Source organism: Flavobacterium sp. 2755 (assembly GCF_031455715.1).
Classification (GTDB): domain Bacteria; phylum Bacteroidota; class Bacteroidia; order Flavobacteriales; family Flavobacteriaceae; genus Flavobacterium.
The window spans coordinates 658,783-684,767 of sequence record NZ_JAVDTG010000002.1; the positions used below are offsets into that span (position 1 = coordinate 658,783).

The following is a 25,985-nucleotide window of genomic DNA, read 5'->3' on the forward strand; positions in this document are numbered from 1 at the left end:
GTGCCTGTAAATATTTACAGGCACTTTTTTTATAGTATGAATTTATTTTATTGAAAAGCATAAACTAAACCAACTCCAAGAACCTGACGTAGCTGCGCTCTTGGCCCGTCGTTAACCTGCGAAGTACTTCCGGTTACAGGATCAACAACATCTTTTTTAGTTTTAATATCATCATCATAAACTAAATGAACGCCAATATTCGCTTTTACATAAGCGTTTACAACAAGATCTAAACGCGTGTCGTAATCAACGTCGACATTTCCAAATCTGTTTAAATAATCGGTATATAAACTTAATCTGTTTTCGTAAAAAATGTTTTTAAAGATTTCGCTTTTCATGTATGCCGTAAAAAGAATACCAAACTCCGCTTTTACTTTTTGACCTTCCTCAATTAAAATTTGGTTATTAGGATCTAAAGGATCTGGTGCATAAACTGCTTTTTTAACACCAAAAGAACCTTGATTTGCCAGGTATTGATCTAATACTAAAGTAGTTTTTAACGTAATAGGAGAGAAGTAAAAAGTTCTGTTTTTCTTTTTGTCTGAATTCTCAGCTCCTGCTCCCAGAAATATATAAGCTGGAGCAAAAGGTCTGGAAATTGCAATATCACGGTTTGGATAATTGTAACCGTCTGTAAATTGTGTATTGAAGTTAAATTTAGCAGAATAATACCAGTTTGAAACCGTATCTTTTCTAAATCCGTATGTTGAGTTTAATAAAACAGCATCGTCTGTTTTTCTAAGTTCAGTTCCGTCTTGCTTGTTTAAACCATATTTAACAATAAGTTCGTTAACCCACTTATGATTTCCTTTTACAAAAGTTCGTCCAAATTCACCCTTAAATAAACCAGAAATAGAACTTGTTCCCCCGGCACTCCAATTCACAAAAGCGATCTCTGAAATATCAAAACCCACTTGATTTTTTTTAGTCCAGTTTGAAGGCAGTTTAGGTACTTGATTTGGATCTAAAGTCGTTTGTATAAGCTGCGCAAAGTTTTTTGAAGAACAGAGAAGCAACAGAAGCAAAAGGGTAGAACGTAATAATTTCATTAGGCTTATTTTTGTATTTTTGGTGTTGCAAAATAATTATTTTACACCGTTTGAAAAAAGATTTATTAAAGATTTAACGTCAATTTCACACAATTGTTGTAGCTGCAGCACGCTTCCATGCTCAATAAACTCGTCAGGAATACCCAAAATTTTGACATCATTTTTGAAATTATTTGCTGCGGCAAACTCCAAAACAGCACTTCCAAATCCGCCTTTTTTTACTCCGTCTTCAATTGTAATTATATTTTCGAAAGATGAAAAAATAGTATTTAATAGATTGATATCTAGTGGTTTAATGAACGAAAAGTCATAATGTGCCAGATCATCTGAATTAGGACATTGATTTATGGCTTCTATTACATTGTTTCCAATTGCTCCTGTAGATAAAATAGCTGTTTTTGTGCCCTTTTTTAAGCAGTTTCCTTCGCCAATATTAATTTTTTCGTAATGTCCGAAATTTTCTACTTCCCAGTTTTGTAAGACCCCGCGTCCTCTTGGATATCGAATCGCAATAGGATGATTTAATAAACCTAATTGAGCCGTATATAAAATGTTTTGAAGCGCAATTTCATTAATTGGCGCATAAATAATCATGTTAGGGATAGAACGCAGATAAGCAATGTCAAAAACACCGTGATGCGTTGCCCCGTCTTCGCCAACCAAACCAGCTCTGTCCAAACAAAAAATAACAGGTAAATTTTGCAAAGCCACGTCATGAATAAGCTGATCGTAAGCGCGCTGTAAAAAAGTTGAATAAATATTGCAGTACACCATCATTCCCTGGGTTGCCATTCCGGCAGCAAGAGTTACGGCATGCTGTTCTGCAATTCCCACATCAAAAGCGCGTTCCGGCAATTCATCCATCATAAATTTTAAAGAACTTCCGGATGGCATTGCGGGCGTGATTCCGATTATTTTTTCGTTCTTTTTGGCTAAATCCAAAATAGTTAAACCAAAAACGTCCTGATATTTTGGAGGAAGATTTTCTTCAGATTTTAAATGAATTTCTCCCGTTGAAGCATCAAATTTTCCGGGCGCATGATATTTTACCTGATTCTCCTCAGCTTGCTGTAAACCTTTTCCTTTGGTAGTTACAATATGAAGAAATTTTGGACCCTTAATCTTTTTTAGTCGGTTTAATTCTTTGATTAAAGTTGGAAAATCATGTCCGTCGATTGGACCGGAATAATCAAAATTCAGCGATTTTATAATGTTATTCTGCTTCGGATTTTTTCCGTTTTTAACAGCAGTCAGATATTTTTTTAAAGCACCAACACTCGGGTCAATTCCAATAGCGTTGTCGTTTAAAATTACTAGAATATTAGCATCGGTAACTCCGGCATGATTTAAACCTTCAAAAGCCATTCCTGATGCGATAGAAGCATCGCCAATAACTGCAATATGCTGTTTGTCTAAATCGCCTTTTAGTTTAGAAGCAATCGCCATTCCGAGCGCTGCAGAAATAGAAGTAGAGGAATGTCCAACCCCAAAAGTATCATAAACACTTTCGGCTCTTTTTGGGAAACCAGAAATTCCTCCAATTTGTCTGTTAGTATGGAAAATTTCTCTTCTTTCGGTTAAAATTTTATGTCCGTAAGCCTGATGTCCTACATCCCAAACTAATAAATCTTCGGGCGTATTAAAAACATAATGCAAAGCAATTGTCAGTTCGATTACACCTAAACTGGCACCCAAATGCCCTTCTTTTACAGAAACAACATCAATAATAAACTGACGTAATTCCTGAGCAACCTCAGTAAGCTGCTCTTCTTTTAAAAGACGTAAATCGGCAGGATTGTATATGTTCGAAAGTAAATTGCTTTTCATTGTAAGGTAAAAAGCAAATTTACGGTTTTAAATTTAATTTTATAAGTGAGATCTACTGCAATACAATTGGTAAAGAATACTGCATTTTTATTTTTTTGCCATTCGATTCTCCCGGCTGCCATTTTGGACATAAACTTAAAACTCGAATGAGTTCTTTTTCCAAAGGCTGGTCGACAGCGGGTTGAGATTGAAGATAAGATACAGAACCGTTTTTTTCTACTGCAAAGGCAAGAATGATTTTCGTTTTTCCAATATTTGAGTCTTCAGGTTTTTTAAATTCTTTTGCAAAAAATGTGTAAAATTGCTCAATTCCACCAGGAAATTCTGCATTTGTCTCCATAACCGCACCAGTAGTAAATAAACTTTCGTCTTCCACTTCCACAGCTTTTTTACAATTCAGCTTTGCAGCTTTTTCTTTTTTAGTATTATTTACAGGATTTTTTACAAATTTAACCTGATCAACCTTTGTAGGCGGAGGCGGAACATCATGACCTGAATTTCGAATCAGTGACTTACCTGTAGTATAATTTTTGACTGATGCAGTGTCTTTTACAACTTCAACTTTATCAATTTTTTTCTTATTTCCTTCTTTATCTGCGCAGCTAAATAAAGTAGTTCCCATAGCTACAAATAAAGCAAGCAAAAACATTTTATAATAATTAGTTTGTACATACAAAACCCGACTAGGAATTTGAATTGTAACAGAATCTAATTGCGATTTTCTAAATCTTCCGCAAATTTTATTATTTTGATTTTGAATAAAAAAATGCTGAATTTCATTAGGAAGCATTGATGTAAAATCAACAACAGTTTTAGAGCAGCTTAAACAAAAACGGCCATTTCCATCTGGAGTCATTTTATTCCAGTCTTCATGGCATGGTTCAGGAATTGTGATTTTATGTTTTCTTTCCATATTCAAATATCAAAGTTTAAATGTAATAAAAAATAAATTCTAAAATCCTATTTTTGCAATTATGGAAAACCCTTTTACCGACGAATATTTCATGAAAAAAGCTTTGCAGGAAGCAGAAATGGCCTATGAAAAAGGCGAAATTCCTGTTGGTGCCATTATTGTTGTGGCCGATAAAGTAATTGCAAGAAGCCATAATTTGACTGAATTATTAAATGACGTTACTGCCCATGCTGAAATGCAGTCTATAACCGCAGCAGCCAATTTTCTTGGCGGAAAATATTTAAAAGACTGCACGCTTTACGTTACGCTTGAACCTTGCCAAATGTGCGCGGGGGCTTTATATTGGAGCCAGATTTCGAAAATTGTTTTTGGCGCACGCGACGAACAACGAGGTTTCATTACTATGGGAACAAAATTGCATCCAAAAACAACTGTGGTTTCTGGAGTGATGGCTAATGAAGCGGCAGATTTAATGAAACGTTTTTTTCTGGAAAGGCGTAAGTAGTTAAAACAAATATCCCATGTAAACACATATAAATATCATAAAACAATTAAAACAAACAATATTGTAAAACGTGTTTTCGGAAAAACCTTTTTTCGAAAGAAATATTTTTATACTTAATCCAATTGAAAAAAGTAGGATAAGACAAGCGTAGAATTGAATTCCATTAATGCTTAAACCACTAGAAATGATATTGGTATAATCTTTTGTCTTGGACTTTACGTTTGTTACAAATTTAAATATTAAAGAAGTTTCAATTACAATATTAGTTTCTTCAATATATTCTTTTGCTGTAGAAAAAGTAAATCCTTTTTGTGTAAAATAATGATAAGAAACTTTTTGTTTGGATTTCCCAGATGTTATAACCGAATAATTAGTAATTAAATCATTAGTTTTTGAAGCAGGTAAAAAATAATAATCTGCAAAAGTAATCAAAACAAAAAATGCTATTACACCCATCAAATACATGATCACATTTTTATTTTTGATAATAAATTCATTTTCAATAGAATATCTATTTGAATTATCTGGCATTCTTTTTTAAATTTAAAAACGTGAATATAGCATTTTAGCAATTCTTTTTTTAGCAAACTTCAACAAAAGTTAAATAATTATTACTAAAGAATTTTCTTCTTAAAGAATCAAAAAATACTTTACTTTTATTGTAATTTAATTTGCGTTTTGCTGTTAAGGCTTTAGACAGTAGATCGTATTAAATTACTAATTTGTTAACCATTAACTCTAAATAAAAGTGAAAGCAAAAGGTTTAGTTCTCGTATTTTTTGTGTTTTTTATTTTTCAATCCTGCGGCAGAAAATCGGCTGCAGATTTCAACTCCGATTTTTCATTATTTAAAGAGTACATAACCAGCTTTACAAGCGGAATCGTTTCTTCCGATTCTGATATTCGGGTTGTTTTGGCTTTCGACAAAAATGATTGGAAACCCAATCAGGAATTAGACGACGATTTGTTTGATATTTCACCAAACGTTCACGGAAAAGTAGTAGCACTTTCTACCAATACCATTGCTTTTATTCCTGAGAAAAAATTAAATCCGGGAACAGAATATCAGGTTACTTTAAACTTAGATAAGCTGACAGCAATTCCGAAAGAAAAAGAAAAGGAACTTTCCAAATTCAACTTTACGGTTAAAACAGTTAAGCAGGATTTTACCATAAATACCGGCGATATTCAATCGTACAGTAAAGAATATCAATATTTAAACTGCGTTTTAAAAACAGCAGATAAAATTGATCTTGAAACGGCTCAAAAACTGGTTGAAGCCAAACAAAAAGGAAATAATCTTAAAATTAAATTTGAAAAAACGACTGGACCTGCAAAAGAATTTCGCTTTATAATTGACAGTATTCAGCGTTTTTCTGAAGCTTCAAATCTGGAGATTATATACGATGGAAATGATTTTGATATTGATCAAAAAGGACAAATTGATTTCCCAATTACAAGCATTAATGAATTTAAAATTATAAAAGTTGAAGTTCCGGATGGAAGTAATCAATCGGTTTCAATTAATTTTTCTGAACCTTTAGAAAAAGGACAGGATTTTGCCGGATTGGTTTCGATTCAAAACACCAACAACTTAAAATTTTCTACACAAGGGAATTTATTAAAAGTATATTTTACAAACCAAAACGCTCCTAAAAAAGAAGAACCAGCTCCGGTTGTTGTTCAGGAAGAAACGGCAGAAGTTACCGTTGATTCTGCCGCAGTTGCTGTCGATTCTGCTGCCGCAGTTGTTGAAGCTCCGGTAGAAGATATTGTTGAAGTAGTTCCAGATGAAGAGCCGGAACAAGTGATTACTGGAGAATTGCTTCTCGAAGTTTTTCAGGGAATTGAAAGCCAGTACGGCAAAAAAATGGAAGCGAACTATTCTGAAAAAATCTCTTTTGATCAGATAAAACCAAGCGTGCGTTTCGTTAAAAACGGAACAATTCTGCCAAGTTCAAATAACTTAAAACTGAACTTTGAAGCCGTAAATTTAAGTGCCGTTGATGTAAAAGTTTATAAAATTTACAAAAACAATATTCTGCAGTTTCTTCAATACAACGAATTAAACGGCGCGCAAAACCTCAAGAAAGTAGCGCAGCCTATTGCAAAAACAACGCTGAATTTAAGGGAAAGCACACTCGTAAATCTAACGAAATGGAATACCTATGCCTTAGATTTATCTAAAATTATAAAACCAGAACCGGGAGCTATTTACAGAGTTGAGTTTGAATATAAAAAGAAATACGCGCTGTATAAATGTGAAACATCAGACGGAGATCAGGATGAAACAGAGGAAGAAGAAGTTGATGAAAATGATGTAAACTACAGCGGAAACTCATACGACGATTACTATTATGATGATTATGAGTGGAGAGAAAGTCAGGATCCTTGCTCTGGATCGTATTATTATAATGCGAAAATTGCAACTAATATTCTGGCTTCAGATTTAGGGGTTATTGCTAAAAGAGGTGAAAATAAATCGTACTTATTTGCTGTAAATAATATTGTGACGACCGAACCAGTTTCGAACGCAAGAATTGATTTATACAATTTTCAACAACAAAAAATTGCAACTGAAGCAACAAGCAGTGAAGGAATTGCTTCTTTCCAGTTGGATAAATTCGCCTATTTTGCAATTGTTACTTTAGGCGATCAATCGACGTATGTGAAATTAGACGATGGACTTTCGTTATCTGTAAGTAATTTTGATGTTGCCGGAGAGACTTTGCAAAAAGGTTTAAAAGGATTTATTTACGGAGAAAGAGGCGTTTGGCGTCCGGGAGATAATTTGTATTTATCTTTTATTTTGAATGATGCGGCGAATAAACTTCCGAAATCACATCCGATAAAATTCAGGTTAAACGATCCGAATGGAAAAACAGTTTATCAAACTGTTCAAAAAACAAACGATTTAAATCATTATGCCTTTATAGTTCCAACAAATCAAGATGCGCCAACCGGAAATTGGGAAGCGATGGTAAGCGTTGGTGGTGCAAAATTCTATAAGAGTATCAAAATTGAAACGATTAAACCAAATCGTTTAAAAATCAAAAATACATTTACGAGAAAAACACTTTCATCATCTTATCCAAACACAGATAATCTGGAAGTAACATGGCTTCATGGTGCAATTGCCAAAAATTTAAATGTAGAAATGCAGGCTAAATTTTCGCAGCAAACCACAACTTTTAAAGGCTATGAAAAGTATAGTTTTGACGATATGGTTCGTCAATTTAGTACAGAAGAAATAAACGTTTTCTCAGGAAAATTAAACGAAAACGGAAAAGCTTCTGTAAATATTCAGCCAAAATTACAAGGTCAGGCACCGGGAATGCTTCGCGCTTCGTTCATTACAAAAGTGTATGAAGAAGGCGGTGATTTTAGTACCGATGTTATTTCGACAACGTATTCTCCATATAAAACCTATGTTGGAGTAAAATCGCCTGAATTAAACAAGTATAACATGCTTGAAACCAGAACGAATAATCGTTTTGAAGTAGTTACGGTTGATGAAAACGGAAGGCCAAAAGCAGTTCGAAATCTTGAAGTAAGAATTTACAAAGTCGACTGGAGATGGTGGTGGGATTCTTCTAGCGATAATTTGTCTAACTATAATTCATCGAACTCCACAACATCTTATAAATCTACAGTAATTAATACCGATTCAAGCGGAAGAGGAAGTTTTCAATTTGCTTTAACCGATGAAGAATGGGGACGTTATTTAATTAGAGTTGAAGATCCAAACGACGGACATGCAACAGCTTTAACTGTAAATATCGACTGGCCAATCTGGTCTGGAAAAACCAGAAACAGAGATGCTTCGACAGCAAATATGTTAGTTTTTTCTACCGATAAAAAGAATTATGCTGTTGGAGAAAAAGCACAAATTTCTTTCCCTTCAAGTGAAGGCGGACGTGCATTAATTTCAATTGAAAACGGATCACGAGTAGTACAGACACTTTGGGCAGAAACTAAAAACGGAGAAACAAAAGTCGAAGTTCCAATTACGGGAGCAATGGCGCCAAATGTGTATTTCAATATCACGTTATTACAGCCGCACGCGTCGACTAAAAACGATTCGCCAATTCGTATGTACGGAATTGTTCCGATTGAGGTTGTGGATAAAAACACGATTTTGGCACCAACCATTAATATGCCTGATGTATTAAAACCAGAACAGCCTTTTACAGTTAAAGTAGGAGAGAAAACTGGAAAAGAAATGACATATACCATTGCTGTTGTCGATGAAGGATTGCTGGATTTAACTCGTTTTAAAACTCCAAATGCATGGGATAGTTTCTATGTTCGTGAAGCTTTAGGCGTAAAAACCTGGGACGTTTACGATGATGTAATTGGCGCTTACGGCGGAAAAATAAATCAGATTTTCAGTATTGGTGGAGATCAGGATTTAGGAGGTGGAAAAGCTAAAAAAGCAAACCGTTTTAAACCAGTTGTATTGTATTATGGACCTTTTAAATTAGAAAAAGGAGAAACAAAATCACATCAGTTAAAACTTCCAAAATATATTGGTTCTGTTAGAACAATGGTTGTTGCCGGCGACGCTGCAACAAGCGCATACGGAAGTGTAGAAAAAGCAACTCCGGTTAGAAGTCCGTTGATGGTTTTGGCTTCGTTACCGAGAAAAATTTCACCATCCGAAAAAGTGACGATTCCGGTTACCATTTTTGCAACTGAAAATAAAATCAAAAATGTTTCTGTTCAGATCAAAACCAGCAACGGATTGAAAGTTGTGGGAAGCGCTGTTCAAAAACTAAGTTTTGCACAGCCAGACGAAAAAATGGCGTATTTCAATTTGGTTGTAGGTTCTGCAACTGGAATTGCAAAAGTGCAGGTTATTGCAACATCAGGAAGTGAGAAATCAACTTATGACGTTGAAATCGATATGACAAACCCAAATCCGGTTACGAGTACTTTTACAGATGTTATTTTAACTCCAAACAGTACTAAAACACTTTCGTGGAAAACATTTGGTGTTGCCGGAAGCAATAAAGCAAGATTGGAAGTTTCGTCTATGCCTTCGATGAATTTGAACGGAAGAATGCAATATTTAATTCAATACCCGCATGGTTGTGTAGAACAGACAACATCGTCGGTTTTCCCGCAATTATTCTTAAGTGATGTTGCCGATATTGATGCGAAACGTAAAGATATTATTCAAAAAAATATCGCCGCCGGAATTCAGAGATTAGGAAACTTCCAGTTATCAAACGGTGGATTACCTTACTGGCAAGGAGGTACAATTGCAGACGATTGGGGAACTTCGTACGCCGGACATTTCTTGATTGAAGCAGAGAAAAAAGGTTATGTACTGCCAATTAATTTCAAATCAAAATGGCTTTCATATCAGCAGAAAGAAGCAAAACAATGGCGTTTTGAACCTAAATACGGAAATGATCTGGCTCAGTCTTATAGATTATATACTTTGGCTTTAGCCGGAAATGCCGATTTATCGTCAATGAACAGATTGCGTGAAACAAAATCAATTTCGAACGAAAGTAAACTTCGTTTGGCTGCGGCCTATGTTTTAGCCGGACAAAAATCAGCTGGGCAGAATTTATTGCTCCAAACGAGTATTGATGGCTCAGATGGTTATAATTATTACTATTATGGTTCAGACGAAAGAAACAGAGCAATGGCTTTAGAAACACTGCTTCTTTTAGATCAAAAACAAAAAGCATTTACAACAGCAACAAAATTAGCCAAAGAAATGTCGGCAAATCAATGGATGAGTACGCAGACAACAGCTTACTGCTTGTATTCAATGTCGAAATTTGCGATAAGCAACGGTCCAAAAGGAATCAATATCCAGTTTAACAAAAATGGAAAAGGAGAAACGATAAATACGCAAAAAACAATTGCAGATCGTAGTTTATCTGCTGCCAGCGGAACAAATAGTATCACATTAAAAAACCTTAAAAATAATACGGTCTATGTTCGTGTATTGAATACCGGAATTTTACCAATCGGACATGAAAATGCTGTTCAAAGTGATGTCTCGGCAAGTATTGTTTTCAAAAATAGAAAAGGAAGTACGATAGATGTTTCAAGAATTAGTCAGGGAACAGAATTTATTGCGGAGGTTACGATTAAAAACCAAAGAAATGAAAGTGTTCAAAATGTGGCTTTATCGCAAATTCTGCCTTCTGGATTCGAAATTGTAAACACACGTTTCACAGATTACGGAGACGCTGTAAATAATATTGCCGATTATATTGATATTCGTGACGACAGAACTAATTTCTACTTCGGAATGAAATCCAGAGAAACAAAAGTTTTCAGAATCCTGCTAAACGCATCGTATCTAGGAAATTATTATTTACCTGGATTACAATGCGAAGCCATGTACGACAACACATTCCTGGCAAGAACAAAAGGATTCTGGGTTGAGGTTGTGAAGTAAATTTATAGCCCACGGATTTCACGGATGAAACGGATTAACACAGATGTTTTTTAAATTACGCTGCGAAAACCCGTTTCATCCGTGAAATCCGTGGGCAAAAAAACTTTGCGTCCCGATAGCTATCGGGATTGCATAACTTAGCGTCTTTGCGGTTAAATAATCATTACGTTGAAAAATAAACTTATAGCGTTTTTCCAACGCATCATAAACTGGATTAAAAGAAATAAAATAAAGTCAGCAATTGCATTTATGCTCTTGCTGATTTACTATTTTTCCCTTCCCCGAACTTTATTCAAAGAGCCTTATTCAACCGTCATTGAAAGTAAAGAAGGAGAATTACTCGGAGCCAAAATTGCCCGCGACGGACAATGGCGTTTTCCGGCGCAAGACAGCGTTCCCGATAAATTCAAAAAATGTATTGTTTATTTTGAAGACGAATATTTCTACAAGCATCCGGGATTTAATCCGGGAGCAATGGTCAATGCTTTTAAGCAAAACCGAAAAGCGGGTAAAGTGGTAAGAGGAGGAAGTACTTTAACACAGCAGGTTATCCGATTATCCAGAAAAGGAAAAAATAGAACTTATTTTGAAAAGTTTGTCGAAATTATTCTGGCAACAAGATTAGAATTAGGATATTCTAAAAATGAAATTCTCGAAATGTATGCTGCTCATGCGCCATTTGGAGGAAATGTCGTTGGACTCGAAATGGCTTCGTGGCGTTATTTTGGAGTGCAGTCTAATCAATTATCGTGGGCAGAAAATGCTGTTTTGGCGGTTTTACCAAATGCGCCAAGTTTAATTTATCCGGGAAAAAACCAGATAAAATTATTAAACAAACGAAACCGACTTTTACTGAAACTGCATCAGGAAGGCATAATCGACAAACAGACGTACGAACTTTCGATAGAAGAACCTTTACCTCAAAAACCATACGATCTGCCTCAAATTGCACCGCATTTATTGCAAAGAGTAGCGAAAAGTGAAGAAGGAATACGGGTAAAAACGACGATTGATCATGCCTTGCAAAATCGTGTAAACCAAATCGCAAGATATTATTACAATCAATATAAGCAGAATGAAGTTCATAATCTGGCTATTTTAGTAATTGATGTTCAGAACAGAAATGTAATGAGTTATGTTGGAAATTCTCCAACAGATAAAGATCATCAAAAAGATGTTGATATAATAGATGCGCCAAGAAGTACCGGAAGTATTTTAAAACCGCTTTTGTATGGCGCAATGCTTGACGATGGAGAGTTATTGCCGAATACTTTAGTAGCTGATGTTCCAACGCAGATTTCAGGTTATACACCGCAAAATTTCAACCTTACTTTTGATGGAGCAGTTCCGGCGCATCGAGCTTTGTCGCGTTCATTAAATATTCCGGCAGTATTAATGCTTCAGGAATTTACAGTCAATAAATTTTATGAAGAACTTCAAAAATTCAAATTAAAAGACATAAATAAGACTCCGGATCATTATGGTTTATCGCTTATTTTAGGCGGTGCCGAAAGTAATTTGTGGGATTTATGTCGAACGTATGCAAATCTCTCTTCTACGGTTAATTATTACACTAAAAACAACGGAAAATACCGAACAAACGAATTTACGGAACTAAATTATAAAGATGATTTTAAGCCTGATTTTGGTTCAGAAACCAATCAAAAGAATATTTTAGGTGCCGGATCAATTTGGTTAACGTATAACGCAATGGAAGAAGTAAACAGACCGGAAGGAGATGAAGCCTGGAAATTTTATGACAGTTCTTTAAAAATTGCCTGGAAAACGGGAACAAGTTTCGGAAATCGTGATGCGTGGGCCATTGGAACAAATTCAAGATATGTAGTAGGAATTTGGGTTGGAAATGCAACCGGAGAAGGAAGACCAACTTTAACCGGAGTTACAAGTGCTGCACCAATTTTATTCGACGTTTTTAATTTATTGCCAAGACAAAGATGGTTTGATATTCCGTATAAAGATTTAGAGGAAGTTGAAGTTTGTCGCTTAAGCGGATATCTGGCAAAAGAAAACTGTCCGAAAATTAAACAATGGGTTTCTAAAAAAGGAAAATCTACAGCGGTTTGTCCATATCATAAAACCATTCATTTAGATAAAACAGAACAATTTCAGGTAAACAGTAGCTGCGAAAGCATAGAAAATATTGTGACTAAAAACTGGTTTGTACTGCCTCCCGTAATGGCTTGGTATTACAAAAGCCAACATATAGAATACCTGCCTTTACCGCCATTTAAAGAAGGCTGCGAAGGAACACAAACCAAAACAATGGATTTTATTTATCCAAAAGCCAACAGTAAAATTTACTTAACTAAAGATTTCAATAGTAAAGTACAGCCCGTAATTTTAAAAGTAGCTTATTCTGAAAGGGATAAGGAATTATTTTGGTATGTAGATGATGTTTATAAAGCAACCACAAAAACCTTTCACGAACTGCCAATTATGCCAACAACAGGAATACATTATATTACGGTTGTAGATGCTTCGGGGAATGAAATTAGACGGAAAATAGAAATTGTGAGGGAATAGAATTTAAAGGGAAATTCCAGTTTTTTGAAATTGCTTCGCCTGTTCGCTATCGCTCGAGTCCAAATTCCAAAATTTGCTTCTTTATGGGTTATTGTGTGTCAGGCTGAGCGAAGTCGAAGCCCACGTGCCAATTGGAGCGCCCTTCGACTTCGCTCAGGGTGACAACAATATTCAAAATGACTTTTTAAACATAGTTTTAGGCCTAAATTTTCGCCACGAATTACACCAATTAACACAAATTAATTCGTGCAATTTCGTGTAATTCGTGGCGAAAAGATTGCTTCGTTCCTCGCAATGACGCATAAAAAAACCGCCCCGATGCATCGGGGCGGTTTTGATTTTTATTCTGAAATAACATTTCCTTTTTTATCATAGAAATGGTATTCTAAGTACGTGTAAGCGTCACGAGGTATGATTTTCACCCATTTCTTATGTTCAAAAAACCATTTTGAACGTAATGATGGAAAACCTTTGCTGAGGTATGCAGCCACAAACGGATGTGTATTAAGCACAACTTTATTGTGGGTTTTTAAAAGTCTTTCTAAGTCAGAGGTGATCTTGTCAATTATTAATATTGGCGCTTCAATTTCACCATTAACTTTATTTGGATCTTCTTCTCTAGTTTTTATATTAACTTCTGGTCTTACTCGCTGTCTTGTAATCTGGACTAAACCAAATTTACTCGGCGGTAATATTTTATGCTTTGCTTTATCGTCGCTCATTTCTTCTCGCAAGAAGTCGAACAAAACTTTCCTGTTTTCTGGATTAGACATATCGATAAAATCAACTACGATAATTCCGCCCATATCTCTCAGACGAAGTTGTCTGGCGATTTCTGCTGCGGCAATCATATTTACTTCCATGGCGGTGTCTTCCTGGTTAGTTGCTTTATTCGAACGGTTTCCGCTGTTTACGTCTATAACGTGAAGAGCTTCAGTGTGTTCGATGATAAGGTAAGCCCCTTTACTCATAGAAACGGTTCTGCCAAAAGAAGTTTTGATTTGTCTCTCTATATTGTATTTCTCAAAAATTGGAGTGTCATTTGATTGATAAAACTTAACAATCGATTGTTTCGAAGGTGCAATTTCTTGCAGATATTCCTTCGTTTGGTGGAACAACTCTTCATCATCTATTTGAATACCGCTGAAGGTATCATTAAATACATCTCTTAATATTGAAGAAGCTCGGTTAAGCTCTCCTAATACTTTTGATGGATGATGAGCAGTTGGTAATTTTTTACACATTGCAGACCATCTGCCAAGCAGGTTCTGCAAATCTTTTTCTAATTCGGCTACGTTTTTGCCTTCGGCTACTGTACGAACAATAACACCAAATCCTTTAGGTTTGATCGATAGAACAAGTTTTTTCAGACGATCCTTTTCTTTTTTGTCTTCTATTTTTTGAGAAATAGAAACACGATCAGAAAAAGGAACTAGAACGATAAATCTTCCGGCAAGAGAAAGCTCAGCACTTATTCTTGGGCCTTTGGTCGATATAGGTTCTTTAACTACTTGAACTAAAACAGATTGATTGGCACTTAAAATATCAGTAATGATGCCATCTTTGTCAATCTCTTTTTCAAACTGAAAGGTTTTTAGGGAGAAATCTTTTATTTTACCTGCGCTTACAAGTTTTATGAATTTCAGCTGAGAAGCTAAGTTTGGACCTAAATCGTGATAATGTAAAAAGGCATCTTTTTCGAAGCCTACATTTACAAAAGCAGCATTAAGTCCGGCAACTGGTTTTCTGATTTTGGCAATAAAAATATCACCAACCTGAAAGTTGCTTTTCTCTTCTTCTTTGTGTAATTCAATTAGTTTTCCATCTTTTAATAAGGCAAAATCTACGGCTTCAGAACTAGATCTAATGATTAATTCTTTATTCACACTGTAAATTTTTATCTGTTTTTTCAGAAAATAGAATATAGAGAGAAGAGCATAGATTTAAAAAAAATCTAAAATCTAAAATCTAAGATCTAAAATCTTATCTACAGATGGATTAAACAATATTTTAACAGGTATTGAACCCGGGGAAAACTAGCTGGCAGTTTCCAGTTCCAAGTAATCAGTAAACTGAATACTAAAATCTGATGACTGAACACTAATTCTCAATTTCAATGAACGTTTAAAAAGAAAAAAGTAGTTTAAAACTACTTTTTCTTTTTGTGACGGTTAGCTCTCGCTCTTTTCTTACGTTTGTGAGTAGCTACCTTATGTCTCTTTCTTTTTTTACCACTTGGCATATCGTGTCAGATTTATGTTAATTAATATTATTTTGCTTCGTTGTTAGTTTTAACTCCTTCTACAAATACTTTTGCAGGTTTAAACGCAGGGATGTTGTGTGCTGGAATTTTGATTGTAGTGTTTTTTGAGATGTTTCTACCAGTTTTTTCAGCTCTGGTTTTTACAATAAAACTACCAAAACCTCTTAGGTAAACATTGTCTCCTGTTTCTAAAGAAGTTTTTACTTCTTCCATAAAAGTTTCTACTGTTGCTTGAACATCTCCTTTTTCAAGACCTAATTTCTCTGAAATTTTCGCTACGATATCTGCTTTCGTCATTTTCTTTCCTATTTTATTTATAAATGGTGTACTATTTTTTTGAGTTTGCAAATATAGGAATTAAAAAAATAATTAATCAAGCTAATTCGTTAAATTTTAATTACATAAACATTTACTTTTGCATTTTAAGGATTTAACGATGAATTTTCATAACACGCTGATAAAATGGTATTTACAAAACAAACGTGACCTTCCATGGCGAAAAACGGTCGATCCGTACCAAATTTGGCTCTCAGAAATTATGCTGCAGCAAACCAGAGTTGCGCAAGGAATGCCTTACTTTTTTGCATTTACAGCGGAATTTCCTACAGTTTTTGATCTTGCAAATGCATCCGAAGAACAAGTTTTAAAACTTTGGCAGGGACTCGGATATTATTCGCGCGCAAGAAATCTTCATAAAACAGCAAAATACGTCGCAGAGGATCTAAACGGAAGTTTTCCTCCTTCTTATAAAGAACTTTTAAATTTAAAAGGCGTTGGCGAATATACGGCCGCCGCAATTGCATCTTTCTCCTATAATGAAGCTGTTCCGGTTGTAGACGGAAATGTGTTTCGTGTACTTTCCCGATATTTTGATATTGAATCTGATATTGCGCTTCCCGCGACAAAAAAAGAATTTACAAAACTGGCTTACGAATTAATGCCAAAAGATAATCCGGCAATCTTCAATCAGGCGATAATGGAGTTTGGTGCGCTGCAATGCGTTCCGAAAAGTCCGAATTGTTCTGTTTGTGTTTTTAACGACAGCTGTTTAGCGTTGCAGAAAAAGAAAGTCGATTCTTTACCCGTAAAATCTAAAAAAGTAAAAGTGACAAATCGTTTTTTTAATTATCTGGTTTTAGAAGATATTTCAGGAAACACTATTATTCAAAAAAGAACTGCAAAAGGAATCTGGCATAACTTATATGAGTTTCCTCTTTTTGAAAGCACCGAAATTGCAGGTTTTAACACTGTATCAGAAATAGCACAAAATGATATGTTTTCTTCCTATACTATATTAGGTATAGAAGAATGCAGTGAAGCAACCGTAATTCATAAGCTTTCGCACCAGCATCTTCACATTCAATTTTGGAAAATAAAAATTAATGAAGTGCTTGAAAACGGAATTGATTTGAAAACTTTAAAAAGTTTTCCTTTTCCAATTGTATTGTATAATTTTATAGAAAAGCAAGAAATAAATTGCTAAAAAAATGTATCTTTGGTAGAAATACCACTATTAATTATGAATGGAACATTAAATAAGGTTATGCTTATTGGTCATTTAGGCGATGATGTAAAAATGCATTATTTTGATGGAGGGAACTGTATTGGTCGCTTTCAACTGGCTACAAATGAAGTTTATATTAATAAAACGACCAATGAAAAAATAACATCTACAGAGTGGCATAATTTGGTTGTGCGTAATAAAGCCGCCGAAATTTGCGAAAAATACCTTTCTAAAGGGGATAAAATATATGTTGAAGGCCGTATTAAATCCAGACAGTGGCAGGCTGAAGATGGTACGACAAAATATACAACAGAAATTCAGGTTACAGAATTTACTTTTCTGACTACCAAAAAAGAAACAGGAAATCATAGGCCAAGCCACGATCAGGAACCAGCAAAAAACACTAACTTTGATGCGCCAAACGAAGGCTTGCCCATTAATGATCTGCCTTTTTGATTGTTTAACTAATCTTATGTAATTTGGACCCGGAGCCCAGTTTATTATTTACTACAATTTTAGACACCAATTTAATCATTGGTTTTGTCGGAATATTTATTTTGCTGTTTCTTTCAGCAATTGTTTCAGGTGCCGAAGTTGCACTTTTTTCTTTGTCCCAAAAAGATATTGACGATACACTTCAGGAAAACCTTTCGAAAGGAAAAATTATTTCTGATCTTTTAGATAAACCCAAAAAGCTTTTAGCGACCTTATTAGTAGCCAATAATTTTTTAAATATTGGAGTCGTTATCTTGTTCTCTTTCATTGGCAGAAACATTTTTGGAGGAGTTGAATCGCCTGTTTTAAAATTTATTTTAGAAGTAGTTCTCGTTACTTTCCTTATTTTATTATTTGCAGAAGTTTTACCCAAAGTTTACGCCAGCCGAAACAATATAAAATTTGCCAAACGTTTCGCTTATTCCATTTCTATTTTAGATAAATTACTGTCGCCAATAAGCTTGCCTATGCGCAGTGTTACTTTATATTTGCATAATAAATTAGGAAAACAAAAAAACAGCTTTTCAATAAATCAGCTTTCTCAGGCTTTAGAATTAACAGATTCTGAAGGAACATCAACAGAAGAGCAAAAAATATTAGAAGGAATTGTTTCTTTTGGAAATACAGATACCAAGCAGGTTATGAGTCCGAGGATTGATATATTTGCATTGGAAATCACAGAATCATTTTCGGCGATTTATCCAAAAATAATCGAGAAAGGATTTTCAAGAATTCCGGTTTATCGAGATAATATTGACCAGATAGAAGGCGTTTTGTTTGTTAAGGATTTATTGCCGCATATTGACAAAGAAAATTTTGACTGGGCATCTTTAATAAGAGAAGCATTTTTTGTTCCCGAAAATAAAAAACTGGATAACTTATTAAAGGATTTTCAAAGCCTTAAAAGCCACCTCGCAATTGTGGTTGATGAATATGGCGGAACTTCCGGATTAGTTTCTTTAGAAGATATAATCGAAGAAATAGTAGGGGATATCAGCGATGAATTTGATGATGAAAATTTAAATTTCTCTCAAATCGACGAAAAGAATTTTCTTTTTGAAGGAAAAATAAATCTTAAAGATTTTTATAGAATTGTCGATGTTGACGAAGATATATTTGAATCTCACAAAGGTGAAGCCGAAACGCTGGCCGGATTTATTTTAGAAATTCTGGGGAATTTCCCTAAAAAAGATCAAAAAATAGCTTTTGAAAACTGTGTTTTTACAATAGAAACCGTTGATAAAAAGCGAGTTAAACAAATAAAAGTAACAATAGAATAAATGTTTAAAAGAATAATTTCGGTTGCGGTAATTTTGCTCACATTAACAGTTGTAAGCTGTAAAGACGACGTTTTGCCAAAACCTGCAAGTTTCCTTCGATTAGATTATCCAGAAGCCAAATATGTCAATTTTGAAAACAATTGTCCGTTTGCTTTTGAAATGAATGAAGATGCCGTTATTAAAGGAGAAAAAGACTGTGGATTTGCGATTACATATCCAAAAATGAAAGCCACAATTTATTTAACTTATAAACCTGTGCACGGCGATATTGAAAAACTTTTAAAAGATGCTCAAAAACTAACTTACGAGCACGTTATTAAAGCCGATGATATTTTAGAACAACCGTATTTAAACGCCGAAAAGAAAGTTTATGGAATGTTTTATCAAGTGGATGGAAATGCAGCTACAAACTCTCAATTTTACGTTACAGACAGTACAAAACATTTTATAACTGGATCGGTTTATTTTTATGCAAAACCAAATTTTGATTCTGTAATGCCGGCCGCGAGTTATATCAAAAATGATATGCAGCGATTGATGGAAACGTTGAAGTGGAAATAATAATAAAAAAGGATCCAAAAATTGGATCCTTTTTTATGAAATAAATTTCTTTACTTTCCCGAGCTGGGCATCACATCAGTGTGTTAATATGGATTTTGTCCTATTTTAACTCTGTCAATTCCTATATTTATAATGCTTTGTATTGTTTGATTTAATGGTCTTATCCAGTTATCATAATCAGAGTACGGTTGGGCTTGAAAAACAGGCGGGTTATCTCCCTCGTCTAAATAGATAAATAGAAAAGTATCACCACCATATACATCAAAAGCAAAAAAGGGACGGTTTATTGAACGATTATTATCGTCCATATGCTCTCTTAATCCATTCCTGTATTTCTTGCTGGCTATCATTTGGGCCATAATCACATACATAACAAAAGTCACCTGCTAAAAATAATAACTCTTTTAGGGCCTGAGGAAAAAGATTACCGTTGTTCCATGTTAATTCTAATTGTTGAATTTCTGACTCAGGAATTCCTTTAATTTTAAATTGAAGTTCTGTATCATTTGGATACGCAACAGGATTGTCTTTTAAATGTTGCAAATATTTTATATTCATAATATTTTAGTTACTTAATATGATTTTTATGGTAATGTGAACATGGTCAAACATGCATTCAAAAAATCAATTCCAGACAATATTGTTTCAAACTACTTTAATTTTGTCACTCTTCAACAAATATAAATTAAAAAGGCGTTCAATTGAACGCCTTTTTTTATGGAGAAATTTTAAACTTAAGATTTAAAATTCGAAACTTTATATGTTTTTCCGTCTCCGGTTTCTTCAACAATTTTAGCTAAAGACTGAAGGTTTTGAACTTTGTTGTCAAATGTAACAGTTGCTAATTTTTTATCAAAATCAACAGTTGCTTTTTCTACACCTTCTAAATTAGATAATTCCGTTTCTATAGTTTTGGCACATCCAACCGCACAAGTCATTCCTTCAATATTAAAACTTACCGTTTGTGCGTTTTTGGCAGCAATTGGTTTATGTTCTTTTGGAGCAGTTTTTTCAGCATTAATTACTGCTAAACTTTTATCTTCTTCTTTTTTACAGCTTACGAATACTAAACCAGCTATTGCTAATGAAGCTATGATCTTTGTGAATTTCATATTATGAGAATTTAATTTACTAATAATTTTCTTTGCAAAATTAGTAAAAAGGAAGAGGCTAATTCGTAAAAATAGTACAAATTTGCAGTAAAATACTTTTTATGGATGCAAAACAATTAAAGTGGGCTTACTTGTTAGTATTGTCGCTAATTTGGGGAAGTTCTTTTATTTTAATCAAAAGAGGATTAGTGGGTTTAACCGCAATTCAGGTTGGATCTTTCCGAATTATTTTTGCAGCTCTTTTTTTATTGATTGTTGGTTTTAAAAGCTTAAAAAAGATTTCTCGCCGCCAATGGAGATTTGTTGCGATTACTTCTTTTTTCGGAACTTTTACTCCGGCTTTTCTTTTTGCAATTGCCGAAACCGAAGTTGACAGCTCAATTGTAGCTATTTTAAATTCGCTTACGCCTTTAAATACGTTGGTTTTAGGAATATTAATTTTCGGAATCCAATTTCAAAAACGACAGGTTTTAGGTGTTTTTGTTGGTTTAATTGGATGTTTGTTACTCGTTTTAAGCGGTGCAGCATCGCATCCAGGACAAAATTATTACTATGTAGTTTTGGTAGTTATTGCAACGCTTTGTTATGCAATAAATGTCAATTTAATTAAAAAATATTTATCTGATTTAAACTCGTTAAGTATCACAACAGGAAACTTTGCCGTTTTGCTTATTCCGGCATTACTTATTTTAAGTACGACAGATTTTCCTCAAAGAGTAAATCTTGAAGCAACACAGCATTCAGTTTTCTTCGTTATGATTTTAGGAATTTTAGGAACCGGAATTGCTAATGTTTTGTTCTTTAAATTAATTCAGATTTCGTCTCCGGTTTTTGCAACTTCTGTGACTTATTTAATTCCAATTGTTGCTTTTTTCTGGGGATTATTAGATAATGAAATGCTTACTCCAGTTCAGTTTTTTGGCGCTTTTATTATTTTGATTGGGGTTTATTTATCGGCTAAAAAATAAAAATAATTATTAAGGTTTAGTTTGTCACCCTGAGCGAAGTCGAAGGGCGCTCCAATTGGAACGGGGCTTCGACTTCGCTCAGCCTGACAAACTTTGAGTTAATATATAATTTGTAGTAATTTTCTTTTATTTTTTGATATCTTTCGAGTCCTAAAATTTAAGATTATGAACTCTACAAAATTTCTTGCCCGTGTGGTATGCTGGCGGTATTGGAAACAACTGCAACGCTTTCTTAAATGCGTAGGACAGCTAAGTCATGCGGGTTTTATATTTGCCTAAAATTTAAGATTATGAGCACAAACACCCTTTCAAAAGAAACAGAATTGAGATTAAATGATTTTTTCAACAATTCAATCGATCCTAAACTTATGGCTAAGACTATTCGAAAAGTAAATTATATACTTGCCTTAAGTATAATGCGGGATTGCGAAACAATGGAAACCGAGAAGATGAATCTTCAAGATGGTTTTTATTGGCTGAATGAATTAGCCGAAATTCTGAACCCTTATCTGGATGTTGAATGATCAAAAACAAGAAAGGTTGTCGTAATTGACAGCCTTTCTTGTTTTTAAAGAGCTGCGACCCTGAGCCAAGTAGAAGGGCGTGCCAATTGGAACGGGACTTCGACTTCGCTCAGCCTGACAAAGCAGAACGAAATAGAATTTTATTTATATGTCACCCTGAGCGAAGTCGAAGGGCGCAAAGAGCGTCGACTTTGTTTTGTCATTTCGACCGAAGGGAGAAATCACACTAGAAACTCCGCAAAGAATGTCGTCAATCTTTGTTGAATCCCGTGCGCGATTTCTCCCTTCGGTCGAAATGACAAACTAAATAAAAAAGCTTTGTCAAAGTTTTAAACTTTGACAAAGCCTATGAGAAAAAAAACTTAGAACCTTAGCTACTTAGTCTCTCAGAACCTTTGTACCTTTGTTTCTTTGTAACTTTGAACCTTTCTAAAGAAAATCTGCATCAGAAACTCCTTCATTAATCTTGATATCTGTCATTTTGATATCTAATTCAAAACCTACATTCTGAACTAAATTAAAAGGAACTTTTACACCTTTTACTTCTCTGTAATCGTTGAAGTTTGTGATTTGAGAAACCGATTTTCCGTCTTGTTCACGAAGTTTTGATTTTGCAACTTTCAATCCGGATTTTACATCATAATAATGAGTTGTGTTGCCGTCTTTAATCGCATAAGCATCGCTTCCGTTAATTGGTTCAATGCTGTCTACTTTAAGATCTGTCCTTTTTACTAATTGTAATTCTTCAAAAGGAGCAGCGTTTGCTTTCATTTCTTTAAGATCTTCGCCTTCAAGGTTTTTACGTTTTCCTTGCTGTTCAATATAAGCACCTTTATCATTTACAACTTGTTTCATCAAATTCATAGTTCCCATAGAAAGAGAAATCATCATTTTTCCTTTAGAATCCAATTTTGAAGTAAAAGTCAACGGAGCCGGAGCTTGCGGAACTTTTGTTGTTCCATCCATATAAAGTGTTTTTACGGCAGTAACGGCTTTTTCTCCACCAATTGCTTTGATGTAATTTTCGAAAACAGTTTTTGCTGTAATTCCTGTTGGAGCTTCTTTTTTAACAGCCGGTTTTTCAATTGGATTTCCGTATTTATCAAAATAATAAATCGGAATTTGAAGTTTTTCTAAACCAGCAATCACATCAGAACCTTTCCCGACAACAACAATTCGCATATTGTCAAGTAAAAAATATTTGTTTGCTACACGATAAATATCGTCGGCAGTAACATTAGTAATTGTCTGAATATATTTTTCGTAGAAATCTGCAGGAAGTTTTTCTGTTTCAATGTTTAAAGCATAACGCGCCACAGCCTGAGGCTTTTCAACCTGCATTACAAAACGGCCAATATATCCTGCTTTTACATTTCTTAAAACTTCTGGATCAACTCTCTCAGTACGAACTCTTTTAATTTCTTTTATAAACTGAACAACAGCGCTGTCTGTAACGGCATTACGAACCGCAGACGAAGCTTTGAATTTGGTTACATATTTTCCGCTTCCAATGCTTGAATTTGCGCCATAAGTCCATGCATGCTGTTCGCGTAAATTCATATTCAAATAACTGTTGAAATCACCTCCTAAAATTTGATTTGCAATAACAGCAGGGAAAAAATCAGGATCGCTCATTTTTAAATTTATAGTATTTACCAGCGAAATTTCTGATTGAACTGCATTTGGAACATCTACAAAATCAATTTGAAGTTTAGATGCATTTTCGGGATTTGGATATGTGTTTTTTGGAGCGGCTTGTTTTTTCCATCCGCCAAAAAGTTTTTCTACAGATGCTTTAGTTTCTTTGAATTTTACGTCTCCGATGATAACCAAATAAGCGTTTTCAGGCACAAAATAAGTAGCGTAATTTTTTTGAACATCTTCAAGCGTCACATTCTTCACAGTTTCTTCAGAAAGGTATTCACCGTTAGGATGATTTTTTCCAAAAGCTAAAACATCAACAACGCGATTAGCAATTGCCGGAACGCTTTTTTCATCGGCTTTAAGCCCTTCTAATAATTTGGCTTTTTCTTTATCAAATTCAGTCTGCGTGAAATTTGGCTGTAAAGCACCTTCGGCTAAAAGCTCTAAAACACGTCCTGAATATTTGGATAAAGAACTTGCAAAAGCGCCTTGCGATGTAAAATTGATGTTGGCACCATAAAAATCAATTTCTTCGTTAAAAGCTTCTTTCGCGTTTTTTTTTGTTCCGTTACCAATTAAACTGCTGGTTAATTCGTCAACACCTTTTTTATTTCCTTCAGTAAAAGGAGCGTTGTCCAGCGTAAGGTTAAAACTTACTCTTGGTAATTTATGGTTTTCGACAACCAGAACTTTCATACCGTTTGCCAAAACAAAGGTTTGAGGTTTTTTAATATTAACTACAGGCGGGTTTCCTGGTTTTGGTTGTGGACGATCTTGTGCTTGCATAATTCCAGTTAGGAATAAAATGATTAAAAATGTATGTAGATTTTTCATGATTCGATATTCTTAGTTCTGAGATTTTGGGGTAGGAATGTAATCTAAAATTAAGCGCTGATTAGGGTTTAGATACTTTTTGGCTACTTCTCTAATTTCTTCTCTTGTAATAGAATGGTAAATATCAATTTCGGTATTAATTAAATTTACGTCTCCGTAAAGTAAATAATACGAAGCCAGGTTTTCTGCAATTCCTTCTACGCTTGCATTAGCATTCACAAAATTGTTATCGAATTTGTTTTGTAATTTTTCGTAATCTTTCTCAGAAATCAAATCGGTTTGAAGCTTTACGATTTCTTCATCCATTTCTTTTAAAATATCGGCTGTCGTATTTGGCGCCATTGGCAATCCATATAATATATAAGTTCCGTAATCTTCCTGACTAAAACCAACAGCACCAATTTGAAGCGCCATTTTTTTATCGTCGACAATTTTTTTGTACAATTTAGAACTTTTTCCGTCGCTCAAGTAAGATGAAATCAAATCTAAAACTCTTGCATCTCTTGTTTTCATTGACGGCGTTCTGTACGAAGCCACAACCATCGGAATCTGAATGTTCGGATCTTCGTAAGTTGCTTTAATGGTCTGTGTAATTGGTTCTTCGGTATAAGTTTGTTTTTTAACTTCTTCGCCTTTTGGAATTGGCCCAAAATATTTCTGAACCCATTCTTTAGCTTTTGTTTTGTCAAAATCTCCTGCAATTACTAAAACTGCATTATTTGGAGTGTAGAATTTTTTATTGAATGCCTGAAATTCTTCAAGTGTTGCAGCATCCAAATCTTTCATAGAACCGATAGTTGTCCAGCGATACGGATGATTTTTGAACATATTCTTTTTAACCTCCGGAAGAATATTTCCGTAAGGCTGATTGTCGTAACGCATTCTTTTTTCTTCTTTTACCACTTCATTTTGCGTGTCAACACCAATTTTATTAATAATTGGGTGCATCAATCTTTCAGATTCCATCCATAAACCCAATTCTAAATTGTTTGATGGAAAAACTTCATAATAATACGTTCTGTCGTCAGATGTGTTGGCATTGTTTACGCCGCCATTTGCGGTAACGATTTTCATCCATTCGCCGCGTTTTATATTTTGAGTTCCTTCAAATAATAAATGTTCGAAGAAATGTGCAAAACCAGTACGATCCGGACGTTCGTCTTTTGAACCCACATGATACATTACAGAAGTAATAACTACGGGTGCCGAAGGATCGTTATGCAGAATAACATGCATGCCGTTATCTAAATTGTATTCTTCAAAAGCCACCTTTTGAGCATGAGCTACTCCGCCAAGCATTAGTGCTGCACTTAACATCATTATTGAATTTTTCATAAAGATTAATAAAATTTATATTACCTGTAAAATTGTAGGTAGCCAAGAATTGATTATAGTTACATCAAAAATAACTTTTTTTAATTATCATTTAGAGGTTTATCTTTGTTTTGATTGCAATTTAACAATCTTTTACCTCTAATTGAACGTGAAATTCTTTTAAAAAGCCTTGAAAAACAACGATTAAACTAGTTAAAATATTT

At 34.4% G+C, this 25,985-nt stretch carries 19 protein-coding genes; 9 read left to right on the forward strand and 10 right to left on the reverse strand.

Annotated elements, in window-relative coordinates; all coding sequences use genetic code 11:
• Window positions 1–47 precede the first annotated feature (47 nt).
• The 3 genes from J2Y38_RS06630 to J2Y38_RS06640 are packed head-to-tail and all read right to left on the reverse strand — an operon-like array spanning window position 48 to window position 3,789.
• Window positions 48–1,049, reverse strand: coding sequence for a DUF3078 domain-containing protein (locus J2Y38_RS06630; RefSeq protein ID WP_291153847.1), 1,002 nt, complete (start codon window positions 1,047–1,049; stop codon window positions 48–50).
• A gap of 36 nt (window positions 1,050–1,085) precedes the next feature.
• Entirely contained in the window at window positions 1,086–2,876 is a 1,791-nt protein-coding gene (locus J2Y38_RS06635; protein WP_309840765.1) for a 1-deoxy-D-xylulose-5-phosphate synthase, read from the reverse strand.
• A gap of 52 nt (window positions 2,877–2,928) precedes the next feature.
• On the reverse strand, window positions 2,929–3,789 hold the full coding sequence (locus J2Y38_RS06640) for a hypothetical protein (RefSeq protein ID WP_309840766.1): 861 nt from the start codon (window positions 3,787–3,789) through the stop codon (window positions 2,929–2,931).
• Window positions 3,790–3,850: 61 nt separating this feature from the next.
• On the opposite strand from J2Y38_RS06640, the gene J2Y38_RS06645 reads away from it, so the two are divergent.
• On the forward strand, window positions 3,851–4,294 hold the full coding sequence (locus J2Y38_RS06645; protein ID WP_309840767.1) for a nucleoside deaminase: 444 nt from the start codon (window positions 3,851–3,853) through the stop codon (window positions 4,292–4,294).
• Here J2Y38_RS06645 and J2Y38_RS06650 read toward each other — a convergent pair whose 3' ends face one another.
• The gene (locus J2Y38_RS06650; RefSeq protein WP_309840768.1) at window positions 4,295–4,825 is read right to left on the reverse strand and encodes a hypothetical protein; all 531 of its coding nucleotides are present in this window, start codon (window positions 4,823–4,825) and stop codon (window positions 4,295–4,297) included.
• 217 nt (window positions 4,826–5,042) lie between these two features.
• Between J2Y38_RS06650 and J2Y38_RS06655 the strand changes: the two genes are divergently transcribed.
• Complete coding sequence (locus tag J2Y38_RS06655) at window positions 5,043–10,718, forward strand: MG2 domain-containing protein (RefSeq protein WP_309840770.1); 5,676 nt, start codon at window positions 5,043–5,045, stop codon at window positions 10,716–10,718.
• Window positions 10,719–10,886: 168 nt separating this feature from the next.
• Complete coding sequence (gene pbpC / locus J2Y38_RS06660; RefSeq protein ID WP_309840772.1) at window positions 10,887–13,262, forward strand: penicillin-binding protein 1C; 2,376 nt, start codon at window positions 10,887–10,889, stop codon at window positions 13,260–13,262.
• A 341-nt stretch (window positions 13,263–13,603) separates the two neighbouring features.
• On the opposite strand, the gene J2Y38_RS06665 is transcribed toward pbpC, so the two are convergent.
• Together J2Y38_RS06665 and J2Y38_RS06670 are read right to left on the reverse strand one after the other, a co-directional pair.
• On the reverse strand, window positions 13,604–15,148 hold the full coding sequence (locus tag J2Y38_RS06665; protein WP_053470125.1) for a ribonuclease E/G: 1,545 nt from the start codon (window positions 15,146–15,148) through the stop codon (window positions 13,604–13,606).
• A 383-nt stretch (window positions 15,149–15,531) separates the two neighbouring features.
• Window positions 15,532–15,822 carry an HU family DNA-binding protein gene (locus J2Y38_RS06670; protein WP_007805026.1) on the reverse strand — a complete coding sequence of 97 codons (291 nt, stop codon included), beginning with the start codon at window positions 15,820–15,822 and terminating at the stop codon, window positions 15,532–15,534.
• A 139-nt stretch (window positions 15,823–15,961) separates the two neighbouring features.
• On the opposite strand from J2Y38_RS06670, the gene mutY reads away from it, so the two are divergent.
• Genes mutY through gldD form a run of 4 tightly spaced genes read left to right on the forward strand, consistent with a single transcriptional unit; the run spans window position 15,962 to window position 19,365 of the window.
• Entirely contained in the window at window positions 15,962–17,008 is a 1,047-nt protein-coding gene (gene mutY, locus J2Y38_RS06675) for an A/G-specific adenine glycosylase (RefSeq protein ID WP_309840790.1), read from the forward strand.
• A 36-nt stretch (window positions 17,009–17,044) separates the two neighbouring features.
• Window positions 17,045–17,485 carry a single-stranded DNA-binding protein gene (locus tag J2Y38_RS06680; protein WP_309840935.1) on the forward strand — a complete coding sequence of 147 codons (441 nt, stop codon included), beginning with the start codon at window positions 17,045–17,047 and terminating at the stop codon, window positions 17,483–17,485.
• A 23-nt stretch (window positions 17,486–17,508) separates the two neighbouring features.
• The gene (locus J2Y38_RS06685) at window positions 17,509–18,804 is read left to right on the forward strand and encodes a gliding motility-associated protein GldE (protein ID WP_309840792.1); all 1,296 of its coding nucleotides are present in this window, start codon (window positions 17,509–17,511) and stop codon (window positions 18,802–18,804) included.
• Window positions 18,805–19,365 (forward strand): gliding motility lipoprotein GldD, encoded by a 561-nt coding sequence (gldD, locus tag J2Y38_RS06690; protein WP_309840794.1) that lies wholly within the window; start codon window positions 18,805–18,807, stop codon window positions 19,363–19,365. It begins immediately after the preceding gene.
• Window positions 19,366–19,662: 297 nt separating this feature from the next.
• Here the strand turns inward: gldD and J2Y38_RS06695 are convergent, their stop codons facing one another.
• On the reverse strand, window positions 19,663–19,923 hold the full coding sequence (locus J2Y38_RS06695; protein ID WP_309840796.1) for a hypothetical protein: 261 nt from the start codon (window positions 19,921–19,923) through the stop codon (window positions 19,663–19,665).
• 176 nt (window positions 19,924–20,099) lie between these two features.
• Window positions 20,100–20,477, reverse strand: coding sequence for a heavy metal-associated domain-containing protein (locus J2Y38_RS06700; protein ID WP_309840798.1), 378 nt, complete (start codon window positions 20,475–20,477; stop codon window positions 20,100–20,102).
• Window positions 20,478–20,578: 101 nt separating this feature from the next.
• Between J2Y38_RS06700 and J2Y38_RS06705 the strand changes: the two genes are divergently transcribed.
• On the forward strand, window positions 20,579–21,445 hold the full coding sequence (locus J2Y38_RS06705) for an EamA family transporter (protein ID WP_309840800.1): 867 nt from the start codon (window positions 20,579–20,581) through the stop codon (window positions 21,443–21,445).
• Window positions 21,446–21,735: 290 nt separating this feature from the next.
• Window positions 21,736–21,969: a hypothetical protein gene (locus tag J2Y38_RS06710; protein WP_309840801.1), complete on the forward strand. Its 234-nt coding sequence runs from the start codon at window positions 21,736–21,738 to the stop codon at window positions 21,967–21,969.
• A 429-nt stretch (window positions 21,970–22,398) separates the two neighbouring features.
• On the opposite strand, the gene J2Y38_RS06715 is transcribed toward J2Y38_RS06710, so the two are convergent.
• On the reverse strand, window positions 22,399–24,447 hold the full coding sequence (locus J2Y38_RS06715; protein WP_309840803.1) for a pitrilysin family protein: 2,049 nt from the start codon (window positions 24,445–24,447) through the stop codon (window positions 22,399–22,401).
• A 12-nt stretch (window positions 24,448–24,459) separates the two neighbouring features.
• Window positions 24,460–25,782, reverse strand: coding sequence for a pitrilysin family protein (locus J2Y38_RS06720; RefSeq protein WP_180856810.1), 1,323 nt, complete (start codon window positions 25,780–25,782; stop codon window positions 24,460–24,462).
• Window positions 25,783–25,985: the final 203 nt, after the last annotated feature.

What these genes read in the sequence shown, in the direction of transcription:
- J2Y38_RS06630 (WP_291153847.1), bottom strand. Translation starts at nt 1,049, where the DNA reads ATGAAATTATTACGTTCTACCCTTTTGCTTCTGTTGCTTCTCTGTTCT.
- J2Y38_RS06635 (WP_309840765.1), bottom strand. Translation starts at nt 2,876, where the DNA reads ATGAAAAGCAATTTACTTTCGAACATATACAATCCTGCCGATTTACGT.
- J2Y38_RS06640 (WP_309840766.1), bottom strand. Translation starts at nt 3,789, where the DNA reads ATGGAAAGAAAACATAAAATCACAATTCCTGAACCATGCCATGAAGAC.
- J2Y38_RS06645 (WP_309840767.1), top strand. Translation starts at nt 3,851, where the DNA reads ATGGAAAACCCTTTTACCGACGAATATTTCATGAAAAAAGCTTTGCAG.
- J2Y38_RS06650 (WP_309840768.1), bottom strand. Translation starts at nt 4,825, where the DNA reads ATGCCAGATAATTCAAATAGATATTCTATTGAAAATGAATTTATTATC.
- J2Y38_RS06670 (WP_007805026.1), bottom strand. Translation starts at nt 15,822, where the DNA reads ATGACGAAAGCAGATATCGTAGCGAAAATTTCAGAGAAATTAGGTCTT.
- mutY (WP_309840790.1), top strand. Translation starts at nt 15,962, where the DNA reads ATGAATTTTCATAACACGCTGATAAAATGGTATTTACAAAACAAACGT.
- J2Y38_RS06680 (WP_309840935.1), top strand. Translation starts at nt 17,045, where the DNA reads ATGAATGGAACATTAAATAAGGTTATGCTTATTGGTCATTTAGGCGAT.
- gldD (WP_309840794.1), top strand. Translation starts at nt 18,805, where the DNA reads ATGTTTAAAAGAATAATTTCGGTTGCGGTAATTTTGCTCACATTAACA.
- J2Y38_RS06695 (WP_309840796.1), bottom strand. Translation starts at nt 19,923, where the DNA reads ATGAATATAAAATATTTGCAACATTTAAAAGACAATCCTGTTGCGTAT.
- J2Y38_RS06700 (WP_309840798.1), bottom strand. Translation starts at nt 20,477, where the DNA reads ATGAAATTCACAAAGATCATAGCTTCATTAGCAATAGCTGGTTTAGTA.
- J2Y38_RS06705 (WP_309840800.1), top strand. Translation starts at nt 20,579, where the DNA reads ATGGATGCAAAACAATTAAAGTGGGCTTACTTGTTAGTATTGTCGCTA.
- J2Y38_RS06710 (WP_309840801.1), top strand. Translation starts at nt 21,736, where the DNA reads ATGAGCACAAACACCCTTTCAAAAGAAACAGAATTGAGATTAAATGAT.
- J2Y38_RS06715 (WP_309840803.1), bottom strand. Translation starts at nt 24,447, where the DNA reads ATGAAAAATCTACATACATTTTTAATCATTTTATTCCTAACTGGAATT.
- J2Y38_RS06720 (WP_180856810.1), bottom strand. Translation starts at nt 25,782, where the DNA reads ATGAAAAATTCAATAATGATGTTAAGTGCAGCACTAATGCTTGGCGGA.